21 protein-coding genes are annotated in these 23,577 nt (G+C 59.9%); 13 read left to right on the top strand and 8 right to left on the bottom strand.

Annotation, left to right across the window (positions count from 1 at the left end; genetic code table 11):
• Positions 1–34: 34 nt before the first annotated feature.
• The 6 genes from AC07UI_RS08445 to AC07UI_RS08470 all read left to right on the top strand — a co-directional run bounded on the left by AC07UI_RS08445 (position 35) and on the right by AC07UI_RS08470 (position 7,476).
• Positions 35–1,672, top strand: coding sequence for a 5-guanidino-2-oxopentanoate decarboxylase (locus AC07UI_RS08445; RefSeq protein WP_494992148.1), 1,638 nt, complete (start codon positions 35–37; stop codon positions 1,670–1,672).
• Positions 1,669–3,117, top strand: a complete 1,449-nt coding sequence (locus AC07UI_RS08450) for an aldehyde dehydrogenase family protein (protein WP_494992048.1) — start codon at positions 1,669–1,671, stop codon at positions 3,115–3,117. Before AC07UI_RS08445 ends, AC07UI_RS08450 begins: the two co-directional genes overlap by 4 nt.
• Positions 3,118–3,345: 228 nt before the next feature.
• Complete coding sequence (locus AC07UI_RS08455) at positions 3,346–4,449, top strand: ABC transporter substrate-binding protein (RefSeq protein ID WP_494992049.1); 1,104 nt, start codon at positions 3,346–3,348, stop codon at positions 4,447–4,449.
• Between the two features lie 204 nt (positions 4,450–4,653).
• On the top strand, positions 4,654–5,562 hold the full coding sequence (locus tag AC07UI_RS08460; RefSeq protein WP_494992050.1) for an ABC transporter permease: 909 nt from the start codon (positions 4,654–4,656) through the stop codon (positions 5,560–5,562).
• Positions 5,559–6,407, top strand: coding sequence for an ABC transporter permease (locus AC07UI_RS08465; protein ID WP_494992051.1), 849 nt, complete (start codon positions 5,559–5,561; stop codon positions 6,405–6,407). Before AC07UI_RS08460 ends, AC07UI_RS08465 begins: the two co-directional genes overlap by 4 nt.
• 13 nt (positions 6,408–6,420) lie before the next feature.
• The gene (locus tag AC07UI_RS08470; protein ID WP_494992052.1) at positions 6,421–7,476 is read left to right on the top strand and encodes an ABC transporter ATP-binding protein; all 1,056 of its coding nucleotides are present in this window, start codon (positions 6,421–6,423) and stop codon (positions 7,474–7,476) included.
• Between the two features lie 123 nt (positions 7,477–7,599).
• Here AC07UI_RS08470 and AC07UI_RS08475 read toward each other — a convergent pair whose 3' ends face one another.
• Positions 7,600–8,523 carry an AraC family transcriptional regulator gene (locus tag AC07UI_RS08475; RefSeq protein ID WP_494992053.1) on the bottom strand — a complete coding sequence of 308 codons (924 nt, stop codon included), beginning with the start codon at positions 8,521–8,523 and terminating at the stop codon, positions 7,600–7,602.
• Between the two features lie 337 nt (positions 8,524–8,860).
• Here AC07UI_RS08475 and AC07UI_RS08480 point away from each other — a divergent pair, with 337 nt between their 5' ends.
• A complete protein-coding gene (locus AC07UI_RS08480) occupies positions 8,861–9,226 on the top strand; it encodes a putative quinol monooxygenase (RefSeq protein ID WP_494992054.1) in 366 nt (121 codons plus the stop codon).
• Positions 9,227–9,235: 9 nt separating this feature from the next.
• Positions 9,236–9,508 carry a hypothetical protein gene (locus tag AC07UI_RS08485; RefSeq protein ID WP_494992055.1) on the top strand — a complete coding sequence of 91 codons (273 nt, stop codon included), beginning with the start codon at positions 9,236–9,238 and terminating at the stop codon, positions 9,506–9,508.
• Here the strand turns inward: AC07UI_RS08485 and AC07UI_RS08490 are convergent.
• Both AC07UI_RS08490 and AC07UI_RS08495 read right to left on the bottom strand, forming a co-directional pair.
• Positions 9,501–10,130, bottom strand: coding sequence for a flavin reductase family protein (locus AC07UI_RS08490; RefSeq protein WP_494992056.1), 630 nt, complete (start codon positions 10,128–10,130; stop codon positions 9,501–9,503). The genes AC07UI_RS08485 and AC07UI_RS08490 overlap by 8 nt on opposite strands.
• 182 nt (positions 10,131–10,312) lie before the next feature.
• Positions 10,313–10,609, bottom strand: coding sequence for a hypothetical protein (locus AC07UI_RS08495; RefSeq protein ID WP_494992057.1), 297 nt, complete (start codon positions 10,607–10,609; stop codon positions 10,313–10,315).
• Positions 10,610–10,983: 374 nt separating this feature from the next.
• Here AC07UI_RS08495 and AC07UI_RS08500 point away from each other — a divergent pair, with 374 nt between their 5' ends.
• Positions 10,984–11,739, top strand: coding sequence for a COG4705 family protein (locus AC07UI_RS08500; protein WP_494992058.1), 756 nt, complete (start codon positions 10,984–10,986; stop codon positions 11,737–11,739).
• Positions 11,740–11,894: 155 nt separating this feature from the next.
• Here the strand turns inward: AC07UI_RS08500 and AC07UI_RS08505 are convergent, their stop codons facing one another.
• From AC07UI_RS08505 to AC07UI_RS08520, 4 genes are all read right to left on the bottom strand, one after another.
• Positions 11,895–13,214: an MFS transporter gene (locus AC07UI_RS08505; protein ID WP_494992059.1), complete on the bottom strand. Its 1,320-nt coding sequence runs from the start codon at positions 13,212–13,214 to the stop codon at positions 11,895–11,897.
• Between the two features lie 292 nt (positions 13,215–13,506).
• Positions 13,507–14,841 (bottom strand): sigma-54-dependent transcriptional regulator, encoded by a 1,335-nt coding sequence (locus AC07UI_RS08510; protein ID WP_494992060.1) that lies wholly within the window; start codon positions 14,839–14,841, stop codon positions 13,507–13,509.
• A complete protein-coding gene (locus AC07UI_RS08515; RefSeq protein WP_494992061.1) occupies positions 14,835–16,601 on the bottom strand; it encodes a sensor histidine kinase in 1,767 nt (588 codons plus the stop codon). The genes AC07UI_RS08510 and AC07UI_RS08515 overlap by 7 nt, the downstream gene beginning before the upstream one ends.
• Before the next feature lie 297 nt (positions 16,602–16,898).
• On the bottom strand, positions 16,899–18,422 hold the full coding sequence (locus AC07UI_RS08520) for a fumarate hydratase (RefSeq protein ID WP_057960547.1): 1,524 nt from the start codon (positions 18,420–18,422) through the stop codon (positions 16,899–16,901).
• A 392-nt stretch (positions 18,423–18,814) separates the two neighbouring features.
• On the opposite strand from AC07UI_RS08520, the gene AC07UI_RS08525 reads away from it, so the two are divergent.
• Both AC07UI_RS08525 and AC07UI_RS08530 read left to right on the top strand, forming a co-directional pair.
• Complete coding sequence (locus tag AC07UI_RS08525) at positions 18,815–19,921, top strand: GGDEF domain-containing protein (protein ID WP_494992062.1); 1,107 nt, start codon at positions 18,815–18,817, stop codon at positions 19,919–19,921.
• The gene (locus AC07UI_RS08530) at positions 19,914–20,852 is read left to right on the top strand and encodes an iron-sulfur-binding ferredoxin reductase (protein ID WP_494992063.1); all 939 of its coding nucleotides are present in this window, start codon (positions 19,914–19,916) and stop codon (positions 20,850–20,852) included. The genes AC07UI_RS08525 and AC07UI_RS08530 overlap by 8 nt, the downstream gene beginning before the upstream one ends.
• 89 nt (positions 20,853–20,941) lie before the next feature.
• Here the strand turns inward: AC07UI_RS08530 and pyk are convergent, their stop codons facing one another.
• Positions 20,942–22,393, bottom strand: coding sequence for a pyruvate kinase (gene pyk, locus AC07UI_RS08535; RefSeq protein WP_494992064.1), 1,452 nt, complete (start codon positions 22,391–22,393; stop codon positions 20,942–20,944).
• 156 nt (positions 22,394–22,549) lie between these two features.
• Between pyk and AC07UI_RS08540 the strand changes: the two genes are divergently transcribed.
• Entirely contained in the window at positions 22,550–22,921 is a 372-nt protein-coding gene (locus tag AC07UI_RS08540; protein WP_494992065.1) for a tetratricopeptide repeat protein, read from the top strand.
• A 128-nt stretch (positions 22,922–23,049) separates the two neighbouring features.
• The gene (locus AC07UI_RS08545) at positions 23,050–23,409 is read left to right on the top strand and encodes a PilZ domain-containing protein (protein ID WP_494992149.1); all 360 of its coding nucleotides are present in this window, start codon (positions 23,050–23,052) and stop codon (positions 23,407–23,409) included.
• Positions 23,410–23,577 lie beyond the last annotated feature (168 nt).

Below are 23,577 nucleotides of genomic sequence, written 5' to 3' on the forward strand. Positions count from 1 at the left end.
GGTGCAGTTTCAGCTAATAAGAAGGGCAGCAAAAATGGCGACGTGCGGCGAAGTATTGGTCAAGTTACTCGAGGGTTATGGCGTCGAGCAGGTGTTCGGCATTCCGGGTGTACACACCGTTGAGCTGTATCGCGGGCTGGCCCGCTCGAGCATCAACCACGTCACGCCACGCCACGAACAAGGCGCCGGTTTCATGGCCGATGGCTATGCCCGCACCAGTGGTAAACCGGGTGTGTGCTTCATCATCACCGGCCCTGGCATGACCAACATCACCACCGCCATGGGCCAGGCCTACGCTGACTCGATTCCGATGCTGGTGATCTCCAGCGTGCAGTCGCGCAGCCAGTTGGGCGGCGGGCGCGGCAAGCTGCATGAGCTGCCGAACCAGAGCGCGCTGGTAGGTGGTGTGGCGGCGTTTTCCCATACGCTGATGTCCGCCGCCGAATTGCCGGGTGTACTGGCGCGGGCATTTGCCCTGTTCCAGGCCGGGCGTCCGCGTCCGGTACATATCGAAATTCCTCTCGACGTTTTGGTCGAAGACGCCGATGACTTGCTCACCAGTCAGCCCGTCAGCATCGCCCGCGCCGGTGCAGCGCCTTCAGCCGTCGCGCAGATGAGCCAATTACTGGCCACCGCCAAACGTCCGCTGATCCTCGCGGGCGGCGGTGCCATCGATGCGGCAGCCGAACTCACTCAGCTGGCCGAACTGTTGGACGCACCGGTGGCGTTGACCATCAATGCCAAGGGCATGCTGCCCTCGCGCCATCCGCTGTTGATCGGTTCGACTCAATCGCTGGTCGCCACTCGCGCACTGGTGGCGGATGCCGACGTAGTACTGGCTATCGGCACTGAATTGGCCGAGACCGATTACGACATCACCTTTGCCGGTGGCTTCGAGATTCCCGGCGCCTTGTTGCGCGTCGACATCGACCCGGACCAGACCGTACGCAACTACCCGCCGCAGGTCGCATTGGTGTCCGACTCGCAAACGGCGGCGCAAGCCTTGCTGACGGAACTTGGCGGACACACCCTGGCCGAGCGTCGCTCCGACTGGGGCCATGCCCGCGCAGCCACGTTGCGTGCCGAGCTTGAGACCATCTGGGACGCACCGACCCGCGCCCAGACCCTGTTCCTGGAGACTGTTCTGCACGAGCTGCCCGAAGCGGTGTTTGTCGGCGATTCGACCCAACCGGTGTACACCGGCAACCTGACATTCAACCCTGAGCAACCGCGTCGCTGGTTCAACTCGTCCACCGGTTACGGCACCCTTGGCTACGCCTTGCCGGCAGCCATTGGCGCCTGGCTCGGTGGCGGTTCCGAGCGCATTGCGCGCAGACCCGTGGTGTGCCTGATCGGCGACGGCGGGCTGCAATTCACGTTGTCGGAACTGGCCTGCGCGGTGGAAGCGCAAACACCGGTCATCGTGTTGTTGTGGAATAACCAGGGCTACGAAGAGATCAAGAAATACATGGTCAACCGCGCCATCGAACCGGTGGGCGTGGACATCTACACCCCGGACTTCATTGGCGTGGCCAAGGCTTTGGGGTGTGCAGCAGAAGCCATCGACGGTGTCGACGCACTGCGTGCCGCGTTGCGGGCAGCCATTGATCGTCAACGTCCGACCCTGATCGAAATCGACCAGAGCACCTGGATGCAGGCGGTGCAAGCATGAGCAGCCAGGAAATCTTGAATGGCTTGTATATCGACGGCCAATGGCGCGCGGGTAGCGAACGTTTGCCGGTGATCAACCCGGCCACGGAAGAACCGTTGGCCACCGTGAGCGGTGGCGATGGGCAAGCGGTCGAGCAAGCGGTAAATGCTGCCAGCGCTGCGTTTTTGCAGTGGGCTAAAACTCGCGGCTCTGAGCGTGGCGCAGTGCTGCGCAAGATCGCCAGCGGCGTGCAGGCACGCCGTGAGCACTTGATGCAGCTGCAGTCGAGCAACAACGGCAAACCGCTGTTCGAAGCGGGCATCGATGTTGATGACGTGATTGCCACCTTCGAGTATTACGCAGGACTTGCCGAGGCGATGGACGCTCAGCAGGACCGTGCCGTGGCTTTGCCGAGCGAGGACTTCGCTGCCCGTGTACGCCGTGAGCCTTGCGGCGTGGTGGGCTTGATCGTGCCGTGGAACTTTCCGATGGTCACCACCGCCTGGAAGCTCGCCCCGGCGTTGGCGGCCGGTTGTTGCGTCGTGCTCAAACCGTCGGAAGTTACACCGCTGCCGGAACTGGAATTGGCAGCGATCATTGCCGAGAGCGGCTTGCCCAACGGCGTGTTCAACCTGGTCTGCGGCACCGGCCTGGCGGTCGGTGCACCGCTGGCGGCTGATTCACGAGTGGCGAAAATCTCCTTCACCGGCAGCAATGCAGTGGGCGTTCAGGTCATGCAGCGAGCGGCGGAAACCGTCAAAGGTGTGAGCCTGGAGCTGGGCGGCAAGTCTTCGCTGTTGGTGCTCGCCGATGCCGATATCGAGTTGGCGGTGGAGTTGGCCAGTGGCGGCGGATTTTTCAACGCCGGGCAGATGTGCTCGGCCACCAGCCGTGTGCTGGTGGCCGAGGAGCTGGCGGACGAATTCCTGGTGCGGCTCAAGGCGCGTGCCGAAGGAATTCGCGTGGCAGACCCGTTTGACCCGGATGTGGAGATGGGCTCGCTGGTCAATCAGGCGCAATACCAGCGGGTGCTTGGGCACATCGATCGTGGGCTGAGCGCTGGCGCCAGGCTGATTTGCGGTGGTGAGCGACCAGAAAATGTGCCACGCGGATATTTTTTACGGCCGACGATCTTCACCGAAGTGCCCCTCGACAGTGCGTTGTGGTGTGAAGAGATCTTTGGCCCGGTGATTTGTGTGCGCAGTTTTGCCAGCGAAGAAGAGGCGATCGACCTGGCCAATGACAGTGAATTCGGTCTGGTGGCCAGCGTGGTCAGTCGCGATGGCGAGGCTGCCGAGCGGGTCGCCAACGCCTTACAGGCCGGGTTGGTGTGGATCAACGCGCCGCAAGTGATATTCCCGCAGACGGCCTGGGGTGGCTACAAACAGAGCAGCATCGGCCGCGAGTTAGGGCCGTGGGGCATGCAGGCGTTTCAGGAAATAAAACACGTGATTCGCGCCATCTGACGGCCCGAAAACGGTCCACGCATGCCTCGAAACGAGGCATGCGTTTGGCACATGGCTTCAATGACAAATTTTCGATTGTTGCGCGTTCTGCGCAACCTCAGGATGAACCAGCCGACTTAGCTACACCCCGTGATCTACGGGAGTTAGAGCTAGATCGATCACCGGGCGCCTGGATGCGACCAACCTCATACCTACAACTCATACCTACAAGAAGAAAGGGAGTCCGTAATGGGCGAGCATGATCTGAACAGAAGACAGTTCATCAAAACGGTGGGAGTGGCTTCGGTTGCCGCGGCAGCCATGAGCATGCCGTTTATCCGGGCCAATGCCAGCGATACGCGCTTTCAGGGCAAGACCCTGCGCCTGCTGACCTGGTCGGATGACACCGGGCTGGCGGCACTGCGCAATATTGCCGCGACCTTCGAAGCCAAGACTGGCGCCAAGGTCATTGCTGACCGTACCGGCAGCACCTCGGAAATGGTCGCCAAACTCAAGGCCGGTGGTGATCGTCCGCAATACGACATCATCACCTTGGCGGGTGTTGGCGCTGAAGGCCTGGCCGCCGCCGGTCTGCTGGAAAAACCCGATCTCAACCGCATTCCCAACCTGGTCGACGTGCCGGAGAAATACCGCACCGGTGCCAACGGCCACGGCATCGGTTACCTGCTCTGGTGCAACAGCCTGATCTACAGCACCCGCACCGTGAAGCAAGCCCCGGACAGCTACGCCTCGTTGTGGGATGCGGACATGGCGCCGAACATTTTCCTGCCGCCGCCGAACTGGACCGAGGCCATGGACCTGATCATCATCGCCGCCAAACTGGCCGGTGGTGACGAGCACAACATCGAGCCGGGCTTCAAGAAACTTGCAGAGCTCAAGAGCCGTGTGGTGACGCTGGGTGAAAACCCCAACCAGATCGCTGAATTGTTCCGCACCGGTTCGCTGGATATGGGCGGTCTTTACGCCCCGGCGTTTTTCCCTAAACAGATTCGGGATCCGGCCTACGGTCTGGGTGCCACCTTCGGCATGAAGGAAGGCTTCTACACCGACCTGATGCTCTCTGTGATGCCGAAAAATCGTCCCGGCGATACCGATCTGGCCTACGCCTTTATCAACCACTCTCTCGACCCGCTGGTGCAGGGCAAGATGGCTGAAGATATCTTCAACGGCCCGGTCAACGCCAAGGCCATCATCTCCGCCGAAGCGCGCAAGAGCCCGTACATCCTTACGCCGGAGCAGATTGCCGACAAGGCGATCATGCACGACAACGCCTTCCTGGCCACCGTGCATGACCAATGGATTCGTCGTTACACGGAAATCTTTTCTTCCTGAGCCAATAGGTCTGGATTTGTCCCGCTGACCGCGAAGCAATGAAGATCCCTTGTAGGAGCGAGCTTGCTCGCGATAGCGGACTTGCAGTCGACATCAATGTTGACTGGTAGGCAGTCATCGCGAGCAAGCTCGCTCCTACACTGCTCAGCATCAAGACAAGTCCAGTCCCCAGGTTTCCTGCTTTCCATTGACGAGATCATTGCTATGGAACACCAATCCCTGACCCACCCGGTCGGCGCCGCGAACGTGCGCCCGGCTCGCGGTGTTTCGCCGACCACCCGCGCCTGGTTTTTCCTCACACCGTCGATGTTGTTTCTCGGCGTGTTGATTGCCGCCAGCCTGCTGGTGCTGCGCATGAGCGTGGGCACCAAGGGCGCGGAATGGACCGGCTTCAGCCTGGCCAGTTATGCCCAATTGCTGGAACCCTATTACCTGAAGTCATTGCTGCTGACCTTGCGCCTGGCCTTGTTCAGCGCAGTGATCGCGGTGTTGCTGGCGATCCCGGTGGCTTACACCATGTCGCGCCTGACATCGCCTTTGGTACGCCGGATATTTCTAGCCGCGGTGCTGTTGCCATTGCTGGTCAACCTGCTGCTGCAAAGCTACGGCTGGCTGGTGATCCTCGGGCCGGGCGGGATGCTCAATCAGGCGCTGATGGGCCTGGGCCTGATCAAGCGTCCGATCATGATGTTGTACAACCAGAACGGTGTGTTGATGGGGCTGGTGCAGACCGCATTCCCATTGGCGGTGTTGCCGATTGCCAGCGCTATGCGCGGCGTTGCCCGCACCTACGAAGAGGCCGCCGCGACCCTGGGCGCGAGCCGCTTGCAGGTGTTCCGCCAAGTGGTATTGCCTATGAGCCTGCCGGGGATTATTACCGGCGCGACGCTGGTGTTTGCCTACAACGCCAGCAGCTTCGTAGTGCCTTTGTTGCTCGGTGGTCGACGGGTGCCGATGCTGGCGGTAATGGTTCATGACCAGATTGCGCCGCTGATGAACTGGCCTGCCGCATCCGCCGCAGGGGTGGTGTTGATCGTCACCACGTTGGCAATCATGACCCTCTCCGAATACATCACGGGCCGTCGTCGGCGCATGCTGGAGGCTTCGCAATGAGCACGCTAATCAAGAAGCGCCAGTCGCTGCTTCCCGGAGACACCGGGCGGTTCGCCGGGGTCCTTTCAGGCTTCATTCTGCTGCTGGCGGTATTGCCGATCCTGACCATGATCGTCATGTCTTTCAGTGGCGCCTCGAATCTGGACTTCCCGCCCGGCAGCTACAGCCTGCAATGGTACAAGGCGGCGTGGAATACCTTTGTTTCGCCGGACACCAGCGATGTATTGAGCCTGGGCAAAGCCATGACCACCAGCCTGATGGTGGCGTGCCTGACCATGGTTTTCGCGACCGTGATCGCGGTGCCGGCGGCTTATGCATTGACCCGTTGCGAGTTCCGCGGCAAGGCCGTGGCGCTGCAGCTTATGTCTTTGCCCTTGGTGTTCCCGATGGTGGTGTTGGGGCTGGCGTTGCTGCTGGTGTTCGACAGCCTGCCGTTCCAGATGACCACCTCGCGGCTGGTGATTGCCCACGTCATCCTGGCGTTGCCGTTCGTGGTGAAAAACTGCACGGCGGCGATGCTGTCCATCGGCAGCGAAGTCGAAGAGGCCGCGCAGATGCTCGGTGCTTCACCGCTGCGGGCGATTGTCGATGTGGTGGTGCCGTTGATGAAGTCGGGGATTCTCGCCGGGATGCTGCTGGCCTTCATCGTCTCGTTCAACGAATTCACCGTGACCTATTTCCTCTACACCATCGATGTGATGACCGTGCCGATCTGGATGTACAGCCGCACCGTGTCGTCGCTGGACCCGACCGTTTTCTCGTTCGCCGTGCTGATCGTGCTTATCGACTTTGTCCTGATCTGGGCACTGGAGAAGCTGGTCGGTGAAGGTGGCGTTTCCTTTTGATTTGAGGTGCAACATGACTGGACTGATTCTGGAAAACGTCGAGAAACATTACGGCACGGCGTGCGCGGTAAAGGATGTCAATCTGCATTTGCCCGAGGGCAAACTGGTGTGTTTTCTCGGCCCTTCGGGCTGCGGAAAAACCACCTTGCTGCGAATGATCGCCGGGCTGGAAACCCTGACTGGCGGCGAGATTCGTCTGGACGGTGAAGACATTGGCCATACCCCGGCGCACCAGCGCAACTTTGGCATGGTCTTTCAGTCCCTGGCGCTGTTCCCGCACATGACCGTTGGCGAGAACATTGCCTACCCGCTGAAACTGCGTGGGGTCAGCAAGGCCGATCAGCAGGCGCGGGTCACCGAGTTGCTGCAACTGATTCAATTGCAAGAGATGGTCGACCGGCCAGTATCGAAACTCTCCGGTGGTCAGCGCCAGCGCGTGGCGATTGCCCGGGCGATTGCCTCGCGCCCGAAAATCCTTCTGCTCGACGAGCCGCTGTCGGCACTGGACGCCAAGTTGCGCGAATCGATGCAGGTGGAAATCCGCCAGCTGCAGCAACGCCTGAACATCACCACCATCATGGTCACCCATGACCAGCGCGAAGCCATGACCATGGCCGATATCGTGGTGGTGTTGGGCGAGCATCGGGTACAGCAGGTCGGTACGCCGATCGAAATCTATCGGCATCCGGCCAACGAGTTCGTCGCCGACTTTATCGGCACAGGGAACATTTTCCCGGCTACCGCGTTGGGGAATGGGCAGATAAGTTTGCCGGGCGGCGACTCGCTCAATGTGCCGATTTGCAGCAGCATCGTGGTCGGTGAGAAGGTCAAAATGCTGGTGCGCCCTGAGGATCTGCAACTGTCGCAACCTCAGGCGACAGCGGGCAACCGCCTGCTGGGCAAGGTGACGTTCGTTCGCGATATTGGCGCGACGATTGAAACCACGGTCGAGTGTTCCGGGGTTTCGCTGACGGCGCTGAGTACACCGTGTCAGGGGATTGGCTTGAGTATCGGCAACCCGGTGTCAGTGACGATTCCGGCCGAAGCATGTCGGGTGTTGGGGGCGTAGCCGATAATTGTATGTGGGGCTGCTGCGCAGCCCATCGCTGTAGGAGCGAGGCTTGCCCGCGATACAGGCGCCGCGGTTTGTCTGGCTGACCGCATCATCGTTCATCGCGGGCAAGCCTCGCTCCTACGACCGCAACCGCGCCAAATCCCGTAACGGCGGCGCGCCGAACAACCGGCTGTACTCACGGCTGAATTGTGACGGGCTTTCATAGCCCACCCGATAGCCCGCCGCCGACGCATCCAGCCCTTCAGCCAACATCAAGCGCCGCGCCTCTTGCAGGCGCAGTTGCTTCTGATATTGCAGCGGACTCATTGCGGTCATCGCTTTGAAGCGGTGGTGCAGGGTCGAGACGCTGAGGTTCACTTCCCGCGCCAGATCATCAATGCGCAAAGGCTGCTCATAATTACCGTTGAGCCATTTGATCGCCTGGCTGATTCGATGGCTCTGGCTGTTGGCGATGGCGATTTCATACAGACGATAGCCCTGATGGCTGCGCAGTAACCGATAGAGAATTTCCCGGCGAATCAGCGGCGCGAGCATGGCGATGTCTTTCGGGTTGTCGAGCAGACGGGCCAAACGCAGCACCGCGTCGAGCATCGGTTGGTCGAGTCGCTCCACATAGAGGCCACGCCCGGTGGGGCGGGTTGGCACGCCCATGGGGCCCGCATCGGCAATCAACGCGGTAATCTCTGCCGGGTCGATATCCAGGCGCAAGGCCAGGATCGGATGCTCTGGCGAAACATCGACTATCCGACCGCTCAACGGCATCGAGACCGAGACCACCAGGTAGTTGAGCGGATCATAGTTGAAGTGTTCGTCAGCCAGGCGCACTTCCTTGCGGCCTTGGGCGAGGATGCACAGCGCCGGTTGGGCAAGCACCGGAGCGAAGTCGTGGGAGCAGCTATGCCGCGACACAAACAACGAGCCGATGGCCGTCGTGTAGGTGCCATCTTCACCGGTGTTGCGGCGGATGATAGTGGCCAGTTCCGCGCGCTGTTTTTCCATGTCGGCGTCCAGCGGGGCTTGGGTGTGATCGAGCGATGACATGGGTGACATCCTCTGCGAAGCTTTTCGGATGGGCACAGCTTAAGTTTGTGCAAGGCCGGGTGGTAGGCAATTGCTGCATAAAACTTGCCTGATCCTGCTTCGGGTTAAAAATCAGAGTAGATACAACGGGTTCGGCGTGGAGAAAGTTGCTTGAAACACGACTGTCACGTTTGTAGCGTGGATTTCCCACCGACCTGCGCAATCGGAGCGCTGGCGCAGGATTGTGCAATAAGCCGGCAGGAATCGACTAACGGCCCGTGCGCCGGGCGCTTAATCTTTGATCCTGTCGCAGCCCGTCTCAAGGCTGCAGATCGTCTACACCTTGGGAGGATCAACGATGTCCACGCATATTCCCGTCAGTCATATGGTTTTTGCTCGGGCCCGCGCCGGACGCTCGATGGAGTTAGGCGTGCGTTTGAGCAGCCTGATCGAAACGACCCGTCAGGCACCCGGTTGCCTGCATTTTGCCCTGCAGCATTCATTGTGCGACCCAGAGCTGTGGCTGGTGTCCGGTTTCTGGATCAACCATCAGGCCATGACTGCCTACTTCGGTACCCCTGCCATGGAAATTTTCGCCGAGCTGGTGCAGGAGTTGGTGGTCAACAGCCTGGACTTTCATACCTTCAGTGATGTCTCGACAGCTCAGGCCCAGGTTGAGTACGCGCAACTGAACTTACCTGCGATGCACAAGCTGGCCAGTTGAAGGTTTAGAATGGCCGACTTTCAATTGGCCAGGATCCGCGACATGGCACGTAAAGAGTTTGCGCAGTTCGAAGCAGTTTCCGCTGTTGTACCGGGTGAGGGTGGTTACAGCGCCGCTATCGCCGTCAAGGCCCTGGGTGGTTCAGGCGCCCCGCGTTTTCATAAAGTGCTCGAAGACCAGAAATTCAAGACCGCCCATGACGCCGATCAGGCTGCCGCGCAAAAGCTTGAACAGTTGATCGACGTGAGTGAAGACGGCGAATTGTCCTGGGAAACTATTTGACCGCCCCCGGGCGGAACATTTTGAACAAGGCCTCAGGCCCCAGCTGGAAATAATCCGCCGGCCCGCCGCCGCGCAGAATCGGCTCTGCCGCGGCGGTATCGTAGATCCCATCCTTGAGCAGCCACTTGGCGATATGCACGGCGACCACTTCGCCGAGAATCAGCCAGCTGGGCACCAGCTCCTTGTCTGAGCGTTGCAGTTGAATGATCTGCGTGACCTTGCATTCGAAGGACACGGGGCTTTCGGCTACCCGTGGCACAGCGATGACTTTCGAGGCGACCGGTGTGAGCCCGGCCAGTTCGAACTCGTTCACCTCAGCGGGCACTGTCGCGCAACTCTGGTTCATCCGCTCGGCCAGCGGGCGGGTCGCCAGGTTCCAGGCGAACTCGCCGGTCTGCTCGATATTGTTCAGGCTGTCTTTGCGCCCGACGCTGGAAAATCCAATAATCGGCGGAATGTAGTTGAACGCATTGAAGAAGCTGTAGGGCGCCAGGTTCAGGCGGCCTTGGGCATCCTGCGAGGAAATCCAGCCGATAGGACGGGGGCCGACGATGGCATTGAAGGGGTCATGGGGAAGGCCATGGCCCTGGGCGGGTTCGTAGTAATGGATATCGTCAGACATCGCGCGGGGTTCCTGAGGTGGGACTGGAAGGGGAGTCGGTCATAGTGCAGGGCGCCGCAGGTTATTTCCAGCGTAGGGGCTTCGATTGGGGGACGGTGATCTTTGCAGAGGGTGTTCATCTTTTCTATCCCCAAAAACGATTAAGCCCGGCAGAAGCCGGGCTGTGATACCGCGATTGAGTGTTAGCTGACAGTGGCAGAGCCGGTGCGGTCGTAGCCATCGGCAGCGACGGTGGCGGAACCAGTGCGGTCGTAGCCGTCAGCGGCAACAGTGGCAGAGCCGGTGCGGTCGTAGCCATCGGCAGCGACGGTGGCGGAACCAGTGCGGTCGTAGCCATCGGCAGCGACGGTGGCAGAGCCGGTGCGGTCGTAGCCATCAGCAGCGACGGTAGCAGAGCCGGTGCGATCGTAGCCGTCAGCGGCGAAGGTGTTGGCAGCCAGTACGGAGAGGATAGTGGCGATGACCAATTTGGTTTTCATGGCGGTTACTCCGGTTCGTTTGCGTGTTGTACGTTGAGCATGAAATTCATACTACGCTTGTGAACTTGATTGAAAAGTGCAAATTCATGCTTAAAGCAATCGCTTTAATAGATATATGTAGTAACGCAATTGGCAGCTTTCCGATGTGGCCTGGTCAGCTAGCGTATGACGCTCTACGTCGACTCATATCAGTCGCAGCGTGTGGTCCGGGCATTAACTGATCATTAATTGCGCAGAAATCCTTAGAATCTGTTGTTCTATGGATTTTTCATTCCGTACTTACCTATTTTTCACTGTTACCCATTCAGTCTCCGCCCGGGCCAAAACCATTGAAACTGGCTATCTGAAATCCGAGCTTTGGAGCACTGCATCGAATGAACAAACTTCCTCAGATCACCTTGGCGTTCTGGGTCATGAAAATCTGCGCGACGACCTTGGGGGAAACCGCCGGGGATTTGCTGTCGATGACCCTGAATGTCGGCTACGCCATTAGTTCGATGATCCTGATCAGTGTGTTTCTGCTGACGCTGGTGACGCAGTTGTTTTCGAAGACCTACAACCCGGTGCTGTACTGGATCGTGATCCTCTCGACCAGTACCGCCGGCACCACCATGTCGGACTTCATGGACCGCACTTTGGGTCTGGGCTATGCCACGGGTTCGATGATTCTGATTGCGATTCTGGTGACGATCTTCGCCCTCTGGCGCCTGAGCGGCGACTCGCTGAACGTGAGCAAAATTCAGACTTTTCGTGGTGAGATGTTCTATTGGATGGCGATTCTGTTTTCCAACACCCTGGGCACTGCCCTCGGTGACTTCCTGGCCGACGACTCCGGCCTGGGTTTTGCCGGTGGAGCGCTGTTCATAGGCTCGACGATTGTGCTGGTGGTGTTGGCGCGATACTTCACCAAAATCTCGTCAGTGCTGTTGTTCTGGATTGCCTTCGTCTTGACGCGTCCGTTCGGCGCAACCCTGGGCGACTTCCTGACCAAACCCCATGAAAAGGGTGGCCTGGACTTCGGCACCGTCGGTTCGTCGCTGGTGTTGGCGGGGATTCTGGTGCTGATGATCGTGGGGGCTTCGTACGTTCAGAACAAGTACGTGCGTCAGGGCGCTGCCGAGCTGTCCTGATTGGCTTGATATTGCGTCGTGGCCATCGCGGGCAAGCCTCGCTCCTACGGGGGAGCATGTCTCTGTAGGAGCGAGGCTTGCCCGCGAAGAATTCACTACGGTCTCACAGACAAAAACGCGCAAAGGCATTGCACCTTTGCGCGTTTTTTTGCCTGTCAGTCCGTCTCGATTCGCGAGTGTTTGCGGGTTTCTTTCATGGTCACGTACACCAGCAGCGAAACGGCGATGCAGGCGGTGACGTACCAGTAGTAACCGGTTTCCATGCCGATACTCTTGAACCACAGCGCGATGTATTCAGCGGTGCCGCCGAAGATCGATACGGTAAGGGCATAAGGCAGGCCGACGCCCAGGGCGCGGATTTCGGTCGGGAACAATTCGGCTTTGACCACGGCGTTGATCGAGGTGTAGCCGCTGACGATGATCAGCGCGGCCATGATCAGGAAGAACGCGCCCCACCAGGTCTGGACCGTGTGCAGAGCGGTGAGGATCGGTACGGTGAACAAGGTGCCGAGAATGCCGAAGGCAATCAGGATCGGCCGCCGCCCGACTTTATCCGAAAGCCCGCCAACCACTGGTTGTAGACACATGAACAGGAACAATGTGGCCGCCGAGATGGTGGTGGAGTCAGAGATGCTCATGCCAACCGTGTTCACCAGGTACTTCTGCATGTAGGTGGTGTAGGTATAAAAGGCCAACGTACCACCCATGGTCAGGCCGACCACAGTCATCAGCTCTTTGGGATGGCGCAACAGGGTGCGCATCGCACTTTCTTTGGACTTCTCCTTCCTGGAGAACGACTCGGTTTCTTCCATGCCTCGACGCAGATACAGCGCGACAACCGCACACAGCGCGCCAATGGCGAACGGGATGCGCCAGCCCCAGTCGTACAGCTGTTCAGTGGTCAGGGTTTGTTGCAGCACGATCAGTACCGCCAGCGCGATGAGCTGACCGGAGATCAGCGTGACGTACTGGAAGCTGGAGAAGAAACCACGACGTTCCTTGGTTGCCATCTCGCTCAGGTAGGTCGCTGAGGTACCGTACTCGCCGCCCACGGACAGGCCCTGCAGCAAGCGGGCGAACACCAGCAGAATTGGCGCGCCGACGCCGATGGTTTCATAACCGGGGCTCAAGGCGATGATCAGTGAGCCGAAGCACATCAACAGCACCGAAGCCATCAACGCAGCTTTGCGGCCTTTGCGGTCGGCATACAGTCCCATCAGCCAGCCACCGATCGGGCGCATCAAAAAGCCCACGGCGAAGATCGCAGCGGTGTTCAGAAGCTGTGCAGTGGTGTCGCCTTTAGGGAAGAACGCTTTGGCGAAGTACAGCGAGAAGGCCGCGTAGACGTACCAGTCGTACCACTCGACCATGTTGCCGACAGAACCGCTGAAAATCGATTTGATACGGCTGGAAGTGGTTCTTTCTTTTGCCGGCGCAGCCGCCGACCCAAGTGGCAGGGTGTTTGAGTTATCCATAAAGGATCCTTCGTCTAATTGTTTTTGTGGAGCGCGCCGAAACGCAGCCTGGGAGGGCTATAGCAGGAGCTGTGCCAGGACGAAGAAGCTTGGTTTAGAGGGGTTGTGGTGATTTCGTAAGCGAAAATCCGCTTATGAGGCGGGGTGCAGTGAGCGGAAAATAGCCGATTGATCGTTCCCACGCTCTGCGTGGAGATGCCTCACTGGACGCTCTGCGTCCTCTTCGGCAGTGACGCAGAGCGTCACGGGCTGCATTCCCACGCAGAGCGTGGGAACGATCGGCCCGGGAAAATCACTCATCCTTCAAAAACATCTCTCGCGCCAACCCATGGCGCTGCATTTTTTCATTGAAAGTCCGGCGTGGCAGCTGCAATTCGGCAAGCAGCGCTTTGATATCACCTTTGTGCCGTGTCATGGCAGCCCTGAGGCAGTGTGCTTCGAAGGCTTCCTGCTGGGCAGCGAGGGACTGGCCCGGTTCGATGCCTTCAGGCTCCGGTTCACTGAGCCCAAGCACCTGACGTTCGGCGACGTTAGCCAGTTCACGGACGTTGCCCGGCCAGTCGTGGCTGAGCAGACGGCTCAGTTGCGGACCGCTCAGTGGCGGGAAACTGCGCCCCAAGCGTTGCGCTGCACTGTAGGCGAAATGCTCGAACAACAACGGGATGTCTTCGCGCCGTTCGCGCAAGGGCGGCAGGCGCAATTCAGCGACGTTCAGACGATAGGCCAGGTCTTCACGAAAACGCCCGGCGCGGGCTTCATCCAGCAAGTCGGGTTTGGTCGCAGCAATGATTCGCAGATCAACCCGGATGCTCTGGTTGGAGCCCAGCCGTTCCAGTTTCTGCTCCTGCAGCACCCGCAGCAGTTTGACCTGCTGGGCCAGCGGCATGCTTTCGATCTCATCGAGAAACAGCGTACCGCCGTCGGCGTATTCGAGCTTGCCGATGCGCTTGCCTTGAGCGCCGGTGAAGGCGCCGCTTTCGTGGCCGAACAGCTCGGCTTCGAACAACTGCTCGGGGATCGCCGCACAGTTCAGCGCCACAAAAGGCCTGTCAGCCCTGGGGCCAAAATCGTGCAGGCAACGGGCGACCAGCTCCTTGCCGCTGCCGGTTTCGCCACGAATCAGCACGTTGACCGGCAACGCCGCGAGGTCCAGCACTTGTCGACGCAAGGTCTGCAGACCACGGGAAACACCGAGCAGGCTGGCGTCGAGTTTGGCGCGGTTGTCGGCCTGCTCGTGCAAGGCGCGGTTTTCCAGTACCAACCGACGTTTATCCAGCGCCCGGCGCAGGCTGCCGAGCAAGGTCTCGGGGCTGAAGGGTTTTTCCAGAAAATCGTAGGCGCCGTCGCGCATGGCTTCCACCGCCATCGGCACGTCGCCATGGCCGGTGAGCAGGATCAGCGGCAGATCGGGGTCCAGCGCCTGGACCTTACCGAGCAACTCCAGGCCACCCATGCCGGGCATGCGCACGTCGCTGAGAATCACCCCGGGGAAATTCCTCGGCAGTTGCGCCAGGCACTCTTCGGCGCGACTGAACAGTTGCACCACAAAACCCGAGAGGCTTAGCCATTGCTCCACGGCGCTACGGATGCTGGCTTCATCGTCGACCACAATCACCGAGTTCAACATGGGTTTTGCGCCTCCAGAGCGATAGGCAGGGTCAGGGTGAAGATCGCGCCGCCTGGGTGATTGCCGGCAGCGAGGCGACCGCCGTGTTCGTGGACGATGGCGTAAGATACTGCCAGCCCGAGACCGAGGCCGTCACCCACCGGTTTGGTGGTGAAGAACGGGTCGAAGACATTCGCCAGATTCTCTTCAGTTATACCGCCGCCGCTGTCGGCAACCGTCAACCGCCACAGAGGTGGATCGGACTCGATGCGGATTTCCAGGCGCTTGAGCGGCTTGTCCCTCATGGCATCCAGCGCATTGCGCAGCAGGTTGATCAGCACCTGCTCCAGACGAATCGCATCGCCACGTACCCAAGCCGGGCGGGTCAGGTGTAACACGCTGCTGACGTTTTCGTCGCGCATACGAGCGTCGAGCAGGTGCAAGGATTGATCGACCACCGCCGCCAGGTCCAGCCGCTCGCGCAAACCGCTGGGGCTCTTGCGGGCGAAGGTCTTGAGATGGCCGGTAAGGGCGGCCATGCGCGTCAGCATGTCATCCAGCGGGGTGATGGCTTTATAGGCGTCGTCTATCCGGCCGTGATCCAGCAGCAGGCGCAACGTCGCCAGCTGCATGCGTTGAGCGGTCAGCGGCTGGTTGATTTCATGGGCCAGCGCGGCGGACATCTGCCCGAGGGCGGCGAGTTTGGCTGATTGCACCAGGCCGTCCTGAGCGGTGCGCAAATCGCGGGTGCGTTCTTCCACCAGTTTCTCGAGTTCTTCACGGCTGCGCTGACGCAGGCGGGCCAGGCGCCAGCGCTGGTTGAGGAACAGCAGCAAAAACACCAGTGTCAGCCACAGACCGGCCGCTGCCAGCCCGGCGTTACGGCTGTCTTCGATGGCGGCCTGCGGGCGACGCAGCAGGTGCAGCGTCCAGCCTTCAGCGGTCAGCGGCAGCGATTCCCACAGGTAATCGGCCGTACCGTCCGGACCCTCGACACGGGCCAGGTAACTGTTTTCGTCGAAGTGCCGCAGGGCGCGGTGTTCGAGTGGGGTCAGTGGTTGCTTGTCGTATTGGCGGGTGGCTTTGAGCTCGCTGCGGTCGTTGTCCGACAGCGGCTGCAACTGGCGATAACGCCAGCCGGGTTGGTTGGCGATGAAGACGATGCCGCGGGCGTCGCTGACCAGCAGGATGTCGCTGCCCTGACGCCATTCGCGCTCAAGTTCGGGGAACTCAAGTTTCACCACCATTGCGCCGAGAAACTCGCCGCTGTCGCCGGTCACTGCGCTGGACAGAAAATAACCGGGGATGCCGCTGGTCACGCCCACTGCATAAAAGCGACCGGCGCCCTGGCTGCGGGTTTGGCTGAAGTACGGACGGAAACCATAGTTATGGCCAACATAGCTGCTCGGTAGCCGCCAGTTACTGGCGGCCACGGCCCGACCAGTGCGGTCGAGCAGTTCCAGCGTGGAAGACTGTGCGGCGCCGTTGATGCGTTCCAGTTTGCGGTTCAGCGTGTCTTGCTGGCTTGGGTTGACCGAGCCGTTTAACGCTGAACTCAGTTCCGGATCCAGCGCCAGCACGGAGGGCAGGGTGCGATAACGTTCGATCAGGGTGTGCAGGGAGTTGGCATACAGCGCCAGTTGCTCGTTGGCGCGCACGGCGTCGTCCACCAGCGCCTGGCGTTCGGCGTGACGCATGGCCAAACCGGCGGCAAGGGCTGCACCGGCGATGATCAGCAGCGTGTACAGCGCCAGGCGCATGGAGCGGGAAGTCACGAACATACTGGATGAACAGGTGTGATAGGAGGGGGGCACCATAACATGAGCGCAGATGAAGGCCTCGTTTCGAAACCCGTAGCAGCTGACGAGTTTTGCGAGGCTGCGTTCGGACGAAGCGGTCGTAAACAAGTCGCTGCGGTGCGTCAGATAAACCGCGTCTGCCGGACTACGACTGCTGCGCAGCCGAACGCAGCCTCGCGGAGCTCGTCAGCTGCTACGTAAGTCGCGTCGGCAATGAAAAACGGCCGGGCTGTCGATGACAACAGCCCGGCCGTTTTTTAGATCTGGAGGTTTAAGTACTTATTGCACTTCTACCGCCAGGCTTTCACTGATCTTCTTCTGCCAGATGGCAGGACCAGTGATGTGCACCGACTCGCCCTTGCTGTCGACCGCAACGGTCACCGGCATGTCTTTGACGTCGAACTCGTAGATCGCTTCCATGCCCAGTTCGGCGAAGGCCACCACGCGGGATTTCTTGATCGCCTGGGCCACCAGATACGCAGCGCCGCCAACGGCCATCAAGTACACGGCTTTGTGGTCCTTGATCGCTTCGATCGCAGTCGGGCCGCGCTCGGATTTGCCGATCATGCCCAGCAGGCCGGTCTGCTCGAGGATCTGCCGGGTGAATTTGTCCATCCGCGTCGCTGTGGTCGGGCCCGCCGGGCCAACCACTTCTTCGCGCACCGGATCGACCGGGCCGACGTAGTAGATAAAACGACCTTTGAGGTCTACCGGCAAGGTTTCACCCTTGTTCAGCATCTCGACCATGCGCTTGTGCGCAGCGTCGCGACCGGTGAGCATTTTGCCGTTGAGCAGGACAGTTTCGCCCGGCTTCCAGCTCTGCACGTCTTCCGGGGTCAAGGTGTCGAGGTTGACTCGACGAGCCGACGGACCAGCTTCCCAGACGATTTCCGGGTAGGCGTCCAGCGGTGGCGCTTCCAGCGAAGCCGGGCCGGAACCATCGAGTACGAAGTGTGCGTGACGGGTGGCGGCGCAGTTGGGGATCATGCACACCGGCAGGGACGCGGCGTGGGTCGGGTAATCCATGATCTTCACGTCGAGCACGGTGGTCAGGCCACCGAGGCCCTGGGCACCGATGCCCAGCTGGTTGACCTTCTCGAACAGCTCCAGACGCATCTCTTCGATACGGTTGGACGGGCCGCGCTTTTTCAGCTCGTGAATGTCGATGGATTCCATCAACACTTCCTTGGCCATCACCGCAGCTTTTTCGGCGGTACCGCCAATGCCGATGCCGAGCATGCCCGGTGGGCACCAGCCAGCACCCATGGTCGGGACGGTCTTCAGGACCCAGTCAACGATCGAGTCGGACGGGTTGAGCATGGCCATCTTCGATTTGTTCTCGGAGCCGCCGCCCTTGGCCGCCACGTCCACTTCCACGGTGTTACCGGGGACGATGGAGTAGTGGATGACCGCCGGGGTGTTGTCCTTGGTGTTTTTACGAGCGCCCGCCGGGTCGGCGAGGATCGAGGCACGCAGGACGTTTTCCGGCAGGTTGTAGGCGCGACGCACGCCTTCGTTGATCATGTCGTCCAGGCCCATGGTCGCGCCATCCCAGCGCACATCCATGCCAACGCGTACGAACACGGTAACGATGCCGGTGTCCTGGCAGATCGGGCGGTGGCCAGTGGCACACATGCGCGAGTTGATCAGGATTTGCGCCATGGAGTCGCGGGCTGCCGGCGACTCTTCACGCAGGTAGGCCTCGTGCATGGCCTGGATGAAATCCACGGGATGGTAGTAGGAAATGAACTGCAGGGCGTCAGCAACGCTCTGAATCAGGTCGTCTTGCTTGATCACGGTCATGAGTCGCGCTCCTCTATAAGACGGGAACATTTAATAAGGTGTCTTCAGTCTGGTTGGATCTGGTCACTGAAAACACCTTTTAAGGCACGCCGGGCATGCTGGCGCGACGCTAAAAAGGCGCGGCAGTATACCGCGCCAAACGCTCGGGCACACCCGCCGGTAGATAAACGAAAGTCGCATAAGAGAAGCTGTGGCAAGGAATGCCTATGCTAAGGATATCCCTGTAATAGAGGGATACCTGTGATGAAGGGATACCTGTGATGAAGAAATACCTGTGTTCGACCGGCCATCCAAAATTTGAATAGTCATTTTTCAACCACGACACTAAAGTGGCACGTGGCCTGTAGGGTAGGAAACCCGGTTCAGCCTCCTTTCGCACGGTGAGTCAAAGATTGACCCATAAAGCCATACAGAGTCTGTTGCTCAAGCGCTTTACCCTGGCGGCGGGTACCTATGGGCTGGCATTGCTGCTGCTTTGGCTGGCCATTCTCAGTGGTCACTACCGCGCCCCGGTGAGCGGCGCAGTGATTGCCACGGCGCTGTTGGTACTCAGTCAAGCTGCCTTGCTCGGGGTATTTCTCAGCGAACGAAACCTGTGCTTTGCCGACCCCAGCCTGACTGAGGTGCAAATAGTGCTGGGCCTGGTCTGGCAAACCTGGTTCATTACCCAGCTCGACATGGCTCGCGGCGCGTTCCTGGTGTTCTACGTGCTGATCCTGTTGTTCGGTCTGTTTCATTTGCCACGCCGGGTGTTCGTGCGCTGTGCGGCGCTGGTTTTTTTCAGTTTTGCCGGGATCAATCTCTGGGAAGGCTACCACTTCGAATTGGCCGATCCCCCGCTGGCGGCACTGCAAGTCTGCATATTGTTTATCGTTCTGGTGTGGCTCACGCTTTATGCCAGCTACGTCCAGGCATCCCGCCAGCGCATGCGCCAACGTCGCTTCGCGTTGCAGGCCCACCAGGACACCCTGCGCGGGATGATGCGTCAGCTCGAAGATCTGGTGGCCACCGACGAACTCACCGGCCTGTTCAACCGCCGGCATTTTCTGCGCCTGGCTACCCGCGAGTTGCATAACATGGAAGTCGACGTGATCCATGGCCTGGCATTGATCGACCTGGATCATTTCAAACGAATCAATGATGTTCACGGGCATGCAGCGGGTGATCAGGTGTTGCAGGCATTTGCCGCCGTCGCCACGGCCTGCCTGCGCGATGGAGATGTACTGGCCCGTTATGGTGGTGAGGAGTTTGTCGTGTTGTTGCCCGATTGTGATGCCGAACGCCTGACCTCTTGCTGTGAGCGTCTGCGTATCGCCTTCACCGATGTCGAGTTGGTTGGTCTGAGTGTGCACGGCCTGAGCCTGTCGGCGGGGATGACCCTGCTTGAACTGGGCGATGATCTGGATGATGCCCTGCAGAGTGCGGATCAGGCGCTTTATCGCGCCAAGCGCGACGGCCGCAATCGCTGCGCTGCTGCCTGGGAAAACATCGATGCCTGAGTTACGGGTAGGTGAGCGACAGTGGTCGGTGGAGGCGGGGAGCAACCTGCTTGACGCTCTGAACCAGGCCGGTGTCCGTGTCCCATACAGCTGTCGCGCCGGTAGCTGCCACGCATGCCTGGTGCATTGCGTTCAAGGCCAGCCCAGCGACAACCGACCCGATGCATTGGCCGATGACCAGCGTCAGCGTGGCTGGCGACTGGCCTGCCAGTGTCAGGTCGTCGAGGATTTGCAGATCGAAACCTTCGACCCGGCGCGTGATGGCTTGCCGGCTGAGGTGGTGGGTATCGATTGGTTGTCCATGACGGTACTGCGCCTGCGTTTGAAACCCGAGCGACCTTTGCGCTACCGGGCCGGGCAGCATATGGTGTTGTGGACTGCCGGCAATGTGGCGCGGCCGTATTCGCTGGCCAGCCTTCCGCAGGAAGATCGTTTCCTCGAGTTCCACCTGGATTGCCGGCACAGCGGTGAGTTCAGTGACGCGGCCCGCCAACTCAGGATCGGTGAGCCGTTGCGCCTCGGCGAGTTGCGCGGTGGTGCCTTGCAGTACGACCCGGACTGGCAAAGCCGGCCCCTTTGGCTGCTGGCGGCAGGCACCGGTCTTGGGCCGTTGTTCGGTGTGCTGCGTGAGGCCTTGCGTCAGGATCATCAGGGTGCCATCCGCCTTATTCACCTGGCCCATGACGCCAGCGAGCATTATTTGGCCAAGCCATTGGCCGCACTGGCTGCAAACCATCCTAACCTTACGATCGAGTTGCTGACAGCGGCTGAGCTGCCTGCGGCTCTGGCGCAACTGCGGCTGGTTTCCCGGCAAACCGTGGCCTTGGTCTGCGGGAGCCCTGACAGCGTCGACGCCTTTTCCCGGCGCCTGTACCTGGCGGGGCTACCGCGCAATCAACTACTGGCCGATGTGTTCGTGCCCCGTGGTTGAGCGCTGATTGTCATTTCGATCAGACACCCAAAACCAAAAAAGCCCCGGAGTCTGCACTGCGGGGCTTTTTGTTTTCAGCGGTCTGAGTCTCAGACCATCGGGTCGCCGACGTGCAGGATCTTCATGCCGTTGGTGCCACCGGTGGTGTGGTAGCTGTCGCCTTTGGTCAGGATCACCCAGTCGCCTTTCTCGACCACTCCGAGTTTGAGCAACTCGTCGATCGCGGCCTGGCTGACTTGCTCAGGCGGCAGCGATGCCGGGTCGAACGGTACGGTGTAGACGCCACGGAACATGGCCGCACGGGCCTGGGTTTCGCGGTGTGGGGAGAACGCGTAGATCGGGATGGACGAGCGGATCCGCGACATGATCAGCGGCGTGTAGCCACTCTCGGTCAAAGCGATGATCGCTTTCACGCCCGGGAAGTGGTTGGCCGTGTACATGGCTGCCAGGGCGATACTCTGATCGCAGCTTTCGAACACTTTGCCGATGCGGTGGCTGGAGGTTTTGCTGGTCGGGTGCTTTTCAGCGCCGATGCAAATCCGTGCCATGGCCTGGACCGCTTCGAGCGGGTAAGCGCCGGCGGCACTTTCGGCCGAGAGCATCACTGCGTCGGTGTAGTCGAGCACGGCGTTGGCTACGTCGGACACTTCTGCGCGGGTCGGCATCGGGTTCTGGATCATCGACTCCATCATCTGGGTCGCAACGATTACCGCTTTGTTGTGGCGGCGTGCGTGCAGGATGATCTTCTTCTGAATGCCCACCAGCTCTGCGTCACCGATTTCCACGCCGAGGTCGCCACGGGCAACCATCACCGCATCGCTGGCGCTGATCAGGCCGTCGAGGGTTTCGTCGTCGGCCACGGCTTCAGCACGCTCGATCTTCGCCACCAGCCAGGCAGTACCGCCGGCTTCGTCGCGCAGTTGGCGAGCGTATTTCATGTCGGCTGCGTCGCGTGGGAAGGATACCGCCAGGTAATCGACTTCCATTTCCGCGGCGAGCTTGATGTCGGCCTTGTCTTTCTCGGTCAGGGCTGGAGCCGTCAGGCCACCGCCACGACGGTTGATGCCTTTGTGGTCCGACAGTGGGCCGCCGATCAACACGGTGCAATGCAGCGCATCAACGGTCGCGGTGTCGACACGCATGACCACACGGCCATCGTCGAGCAGCAGTTCGTCGCCGACGCCGCAATCCTTGACCAGGTCCGGGTAGTCGATACCGACGACTTCCTGAGTGCCTTCGGTCAGCGGATGGCTGGTGGAGAAGGTGAACGTGTCACCGACTTTCAGCTCGATGCGCTTGTTGGCGAATTTGGCGATACGGATTTTCGGACCTTGCAGGTCACCCAGTAGCGCGACGAAACGGCCGTGCTTGGCGGCGATGGAGCGCACCAGCTTGGCGCGAGCTTTATGCTCGTCGGGGGTTCCGTGGGAGAAGTTCAGCCGGGCGACGTCCAGGCCAGCCAGAATCAGCTGTTCGAGAACTTCCGGCGAGTTGCTGGCAGGGCCAAGGGTAGCGACGATTTTAGTACGACGTACGGACATGCAGAGACTCCTGAGTTCAAGCGCAACGAGAGGCTACTATGCTCCGAAGTTGTAGTCATTGTTCGTTTGCACTACTTATTCGTTTGTTTGTTGAACGAACATTCCTGAAGATTTTCGGGTGTGGGTCGATACACTGCTCAAGACAGGAGAACCCCCATGCGATTCGTACTCATTGCCGCTCTGGCCCTCAGTGTTGTCGGCTGCACCCGTTGGTCGATGGACCACCACCTGGACAATGCCTATCGCGATTATGATCGCGGTAATTGCGAGAGCGTAATGCTCGAGCTGTCCAAGGTCGACCGCGAGAGCCGCTCACGGCGCTATGTGCAGCCCGAAGTGTCGATGTTGCGCGGGCAATGCCTTGAGCGTCAGAAACTGTTTGTCGATGCCGCGCAGACCTACCAGTTCATCATTACTCAGTACCCGTACAGTGAGTACGCATTCCGCGCCCGTGCACGGCTTGAAACCTTGCAGCAGCTGGGTCATTACCCAAGCCATAGCGCCGCGCTGGTGAGTCCGGCCACGTAGTCAAGATGTTTGTCATCTGAACACCTGGCCGGCGGCGAGCGTTCAGCTACCCTATCGGATAGACAGGGTTAGCAATCCGAAGCAGTAGTGCGGTCATGCTTAATGACCTTTCTATAGCGATACTCAGCATGTTCACCGACCGCCGGATCGAGCGGCATCAACTGCCGTATTTTTTAAGGGTGTTCAATAGCGTCACTGACAAACTGATTGGTTATCTGGGCAACGTTTCCGAGGACGGGCTGATGCTCATCAGCCAGTTACCGATGATGATCGGCGCCGACTTCGAACTGCGTCTGAAGATCCCGGCCAGCGACGGCTGCCTGCAGGTGATCGATGTCACAGCCTGTTGCCTGTGGTGCCATGAAGACGCAACCCCGCATCACTACGATGCCGGGTTTGTCGTACTCCAGGCCCCGGCTGAATACAGACAACTGGTCAGCGCCTTGACGCAGTATTTCAGCTTCCATTCGTTGTCGGCTTCGGCGTAAGGGCTCGATAAAGGACGTAGCGCTGATCCCGTAGCAGCTGCCGAAGGCTGCGTTTGGCTGCGCAGCAGACGCAATTGCCGTAACGCAATCCTGAGCATGGATTGAATCGCCTGGATCACGGCCGCTACACAGCCGAACGCAGCCTGGCGGCAGCTGCTACGCGATCAA

It is taken from the genome of Pseudomonas sp. GW821-FHT04C07, from assembly GCF_059420325.1.

Coding starts and splice junctions, on each gene's coding strand:
- AC07UI_RS08445 (WP_494992148.1), top strand. CDS start 35: ATGGCGACGTGCGGCGAAGTATTGGTCAAGTTACTCGAGGGTTATGGC.
- AC07UI_RS08450 (WP_494992048.1), top strand. CDS start 1,669: ATGAGCAGCCAGGAAATCTTGAATGGCTTGTATATCGACGGCCAATGG.
- AC07UI_RS08455 (WP_494992049.1), top strand. CDS start 3,346: ATGGGCGAGCATGATCTGAACAGAAGACAGTTCATCAAAACGGTGGGA.
- AC07UI_RS08460 (WP_494992050.1), top strand. CDS start 4,654: ATGGAACACCAATCCCTGACCCACCCGGTCGGCGCCGCGAACGTGCGC.
- AC07UI_RS08465 (WP_494992051.1), top strand. CDS start 5,559: ATGAGCACGCTAATCAAGAAGCGCCAGTCGCTGCTTCCCGGAGACACC.
- AC07UI_RS08470 (WP_494992052.1), top strand. CDS start 6,421: ATGACTGGACTGATTCTGGAAAACGTCGAGAAACATTACGGCACGGCG.
- AC07UI_RS08475 (WP_494992053.1), bottom strand. CDS start 8,523: ATGTCATCGCTCGATCACACCCAAGCCCCGCTGGACGCCGACATGGAA.
- AC07UI_RS08480 (WP_494992054.1), top strand. CDS start 8,861: ATGTCCACGCATATTCCCGTCAGTCATATGGTTTTTGCTCGGGCCCGC.
- AC07UI_RS08485 (WP_494992055.1), top strand. CDS start 9,236: ATGGCCGACTTTCAATTGGCCAGGATCCGCGACATGGCACGTAAAGAG.
- AC07UI_RS08490 (WP_494992056.1), bottom strand. CDS start 10,130: ATGTCTGACGATATCCATTACTACGAACCCGCCCAGGGCCATGGCCTT.
- AC07UI_RS08495 (WP_494992057.1), bottom strand. CDS start 10,609: ATGAAAACCAAATTGGTCATCGCCACTATCCTCTCCGTACTGGCTGCC.
- AC07UI_RS08500 (WP_494992058.1), top strand. CDS start 10,984: ATGAACAAACTTCCTCAGATCACCTTGGCGTTCTGGGTCATGAAAATC.
- AC07UI_RS08505 (WP_494992059.1), bottom strand. CDS start 13,214: ATGGATAACTCAAACACCCTGCCACTTGGGTCGGCGGCTGCGCCGGCA.
- AC07UI_RS08510 (WP_494992060.1), bottom strand. CDS start 14,841: ATGTTGAACTCGGTGATTGTGGTCGACGATGAAGCCAGCATCCGTAGC.
- AC07UI_RS08515 (WP_494992061.1), bottom strand. CDS start 16,601: ATGTTCGTGACTTCCCGCTCCATGCGCCTGGCGCTGTACACGCTGCTG.
- AC07UI_RS08520 (WP_057960547.1), bottom strand. CDS start 18,422: ATGACCGTGATCAAGCAAGACGACCTGATTCAGAGCGTTGCTGACGCC.
- AC07UI_RS08530 (WP_494992063.1), top strand. CDS start 19,914: ATGCCTGAGTTACGGGTAGGTGAGCGACAGTGGTCGGTGGAGGCGGGG.
- pyk (WP_494992064.1), bottom strand. CDS start 22,393: ATGTCCGTACGTCGTACTAAAATCGTCGCTACCCTTGGCCCTGCCAGC.
- AC07UI_RS08540 (WP_494992065.1), top strand. CDS start 22,550: ATGCGATTCGTACTCATTGCCGCTCTGGCCCTCAGTGTTGTCGGCTGC.
- AC07UI_RS08545 (WP_494992149.1), top strand. CDS start 23,050: ATGTTCACCGACCGCCGGATCGAGCGGCATCAACTGCCGTATTTTTTA.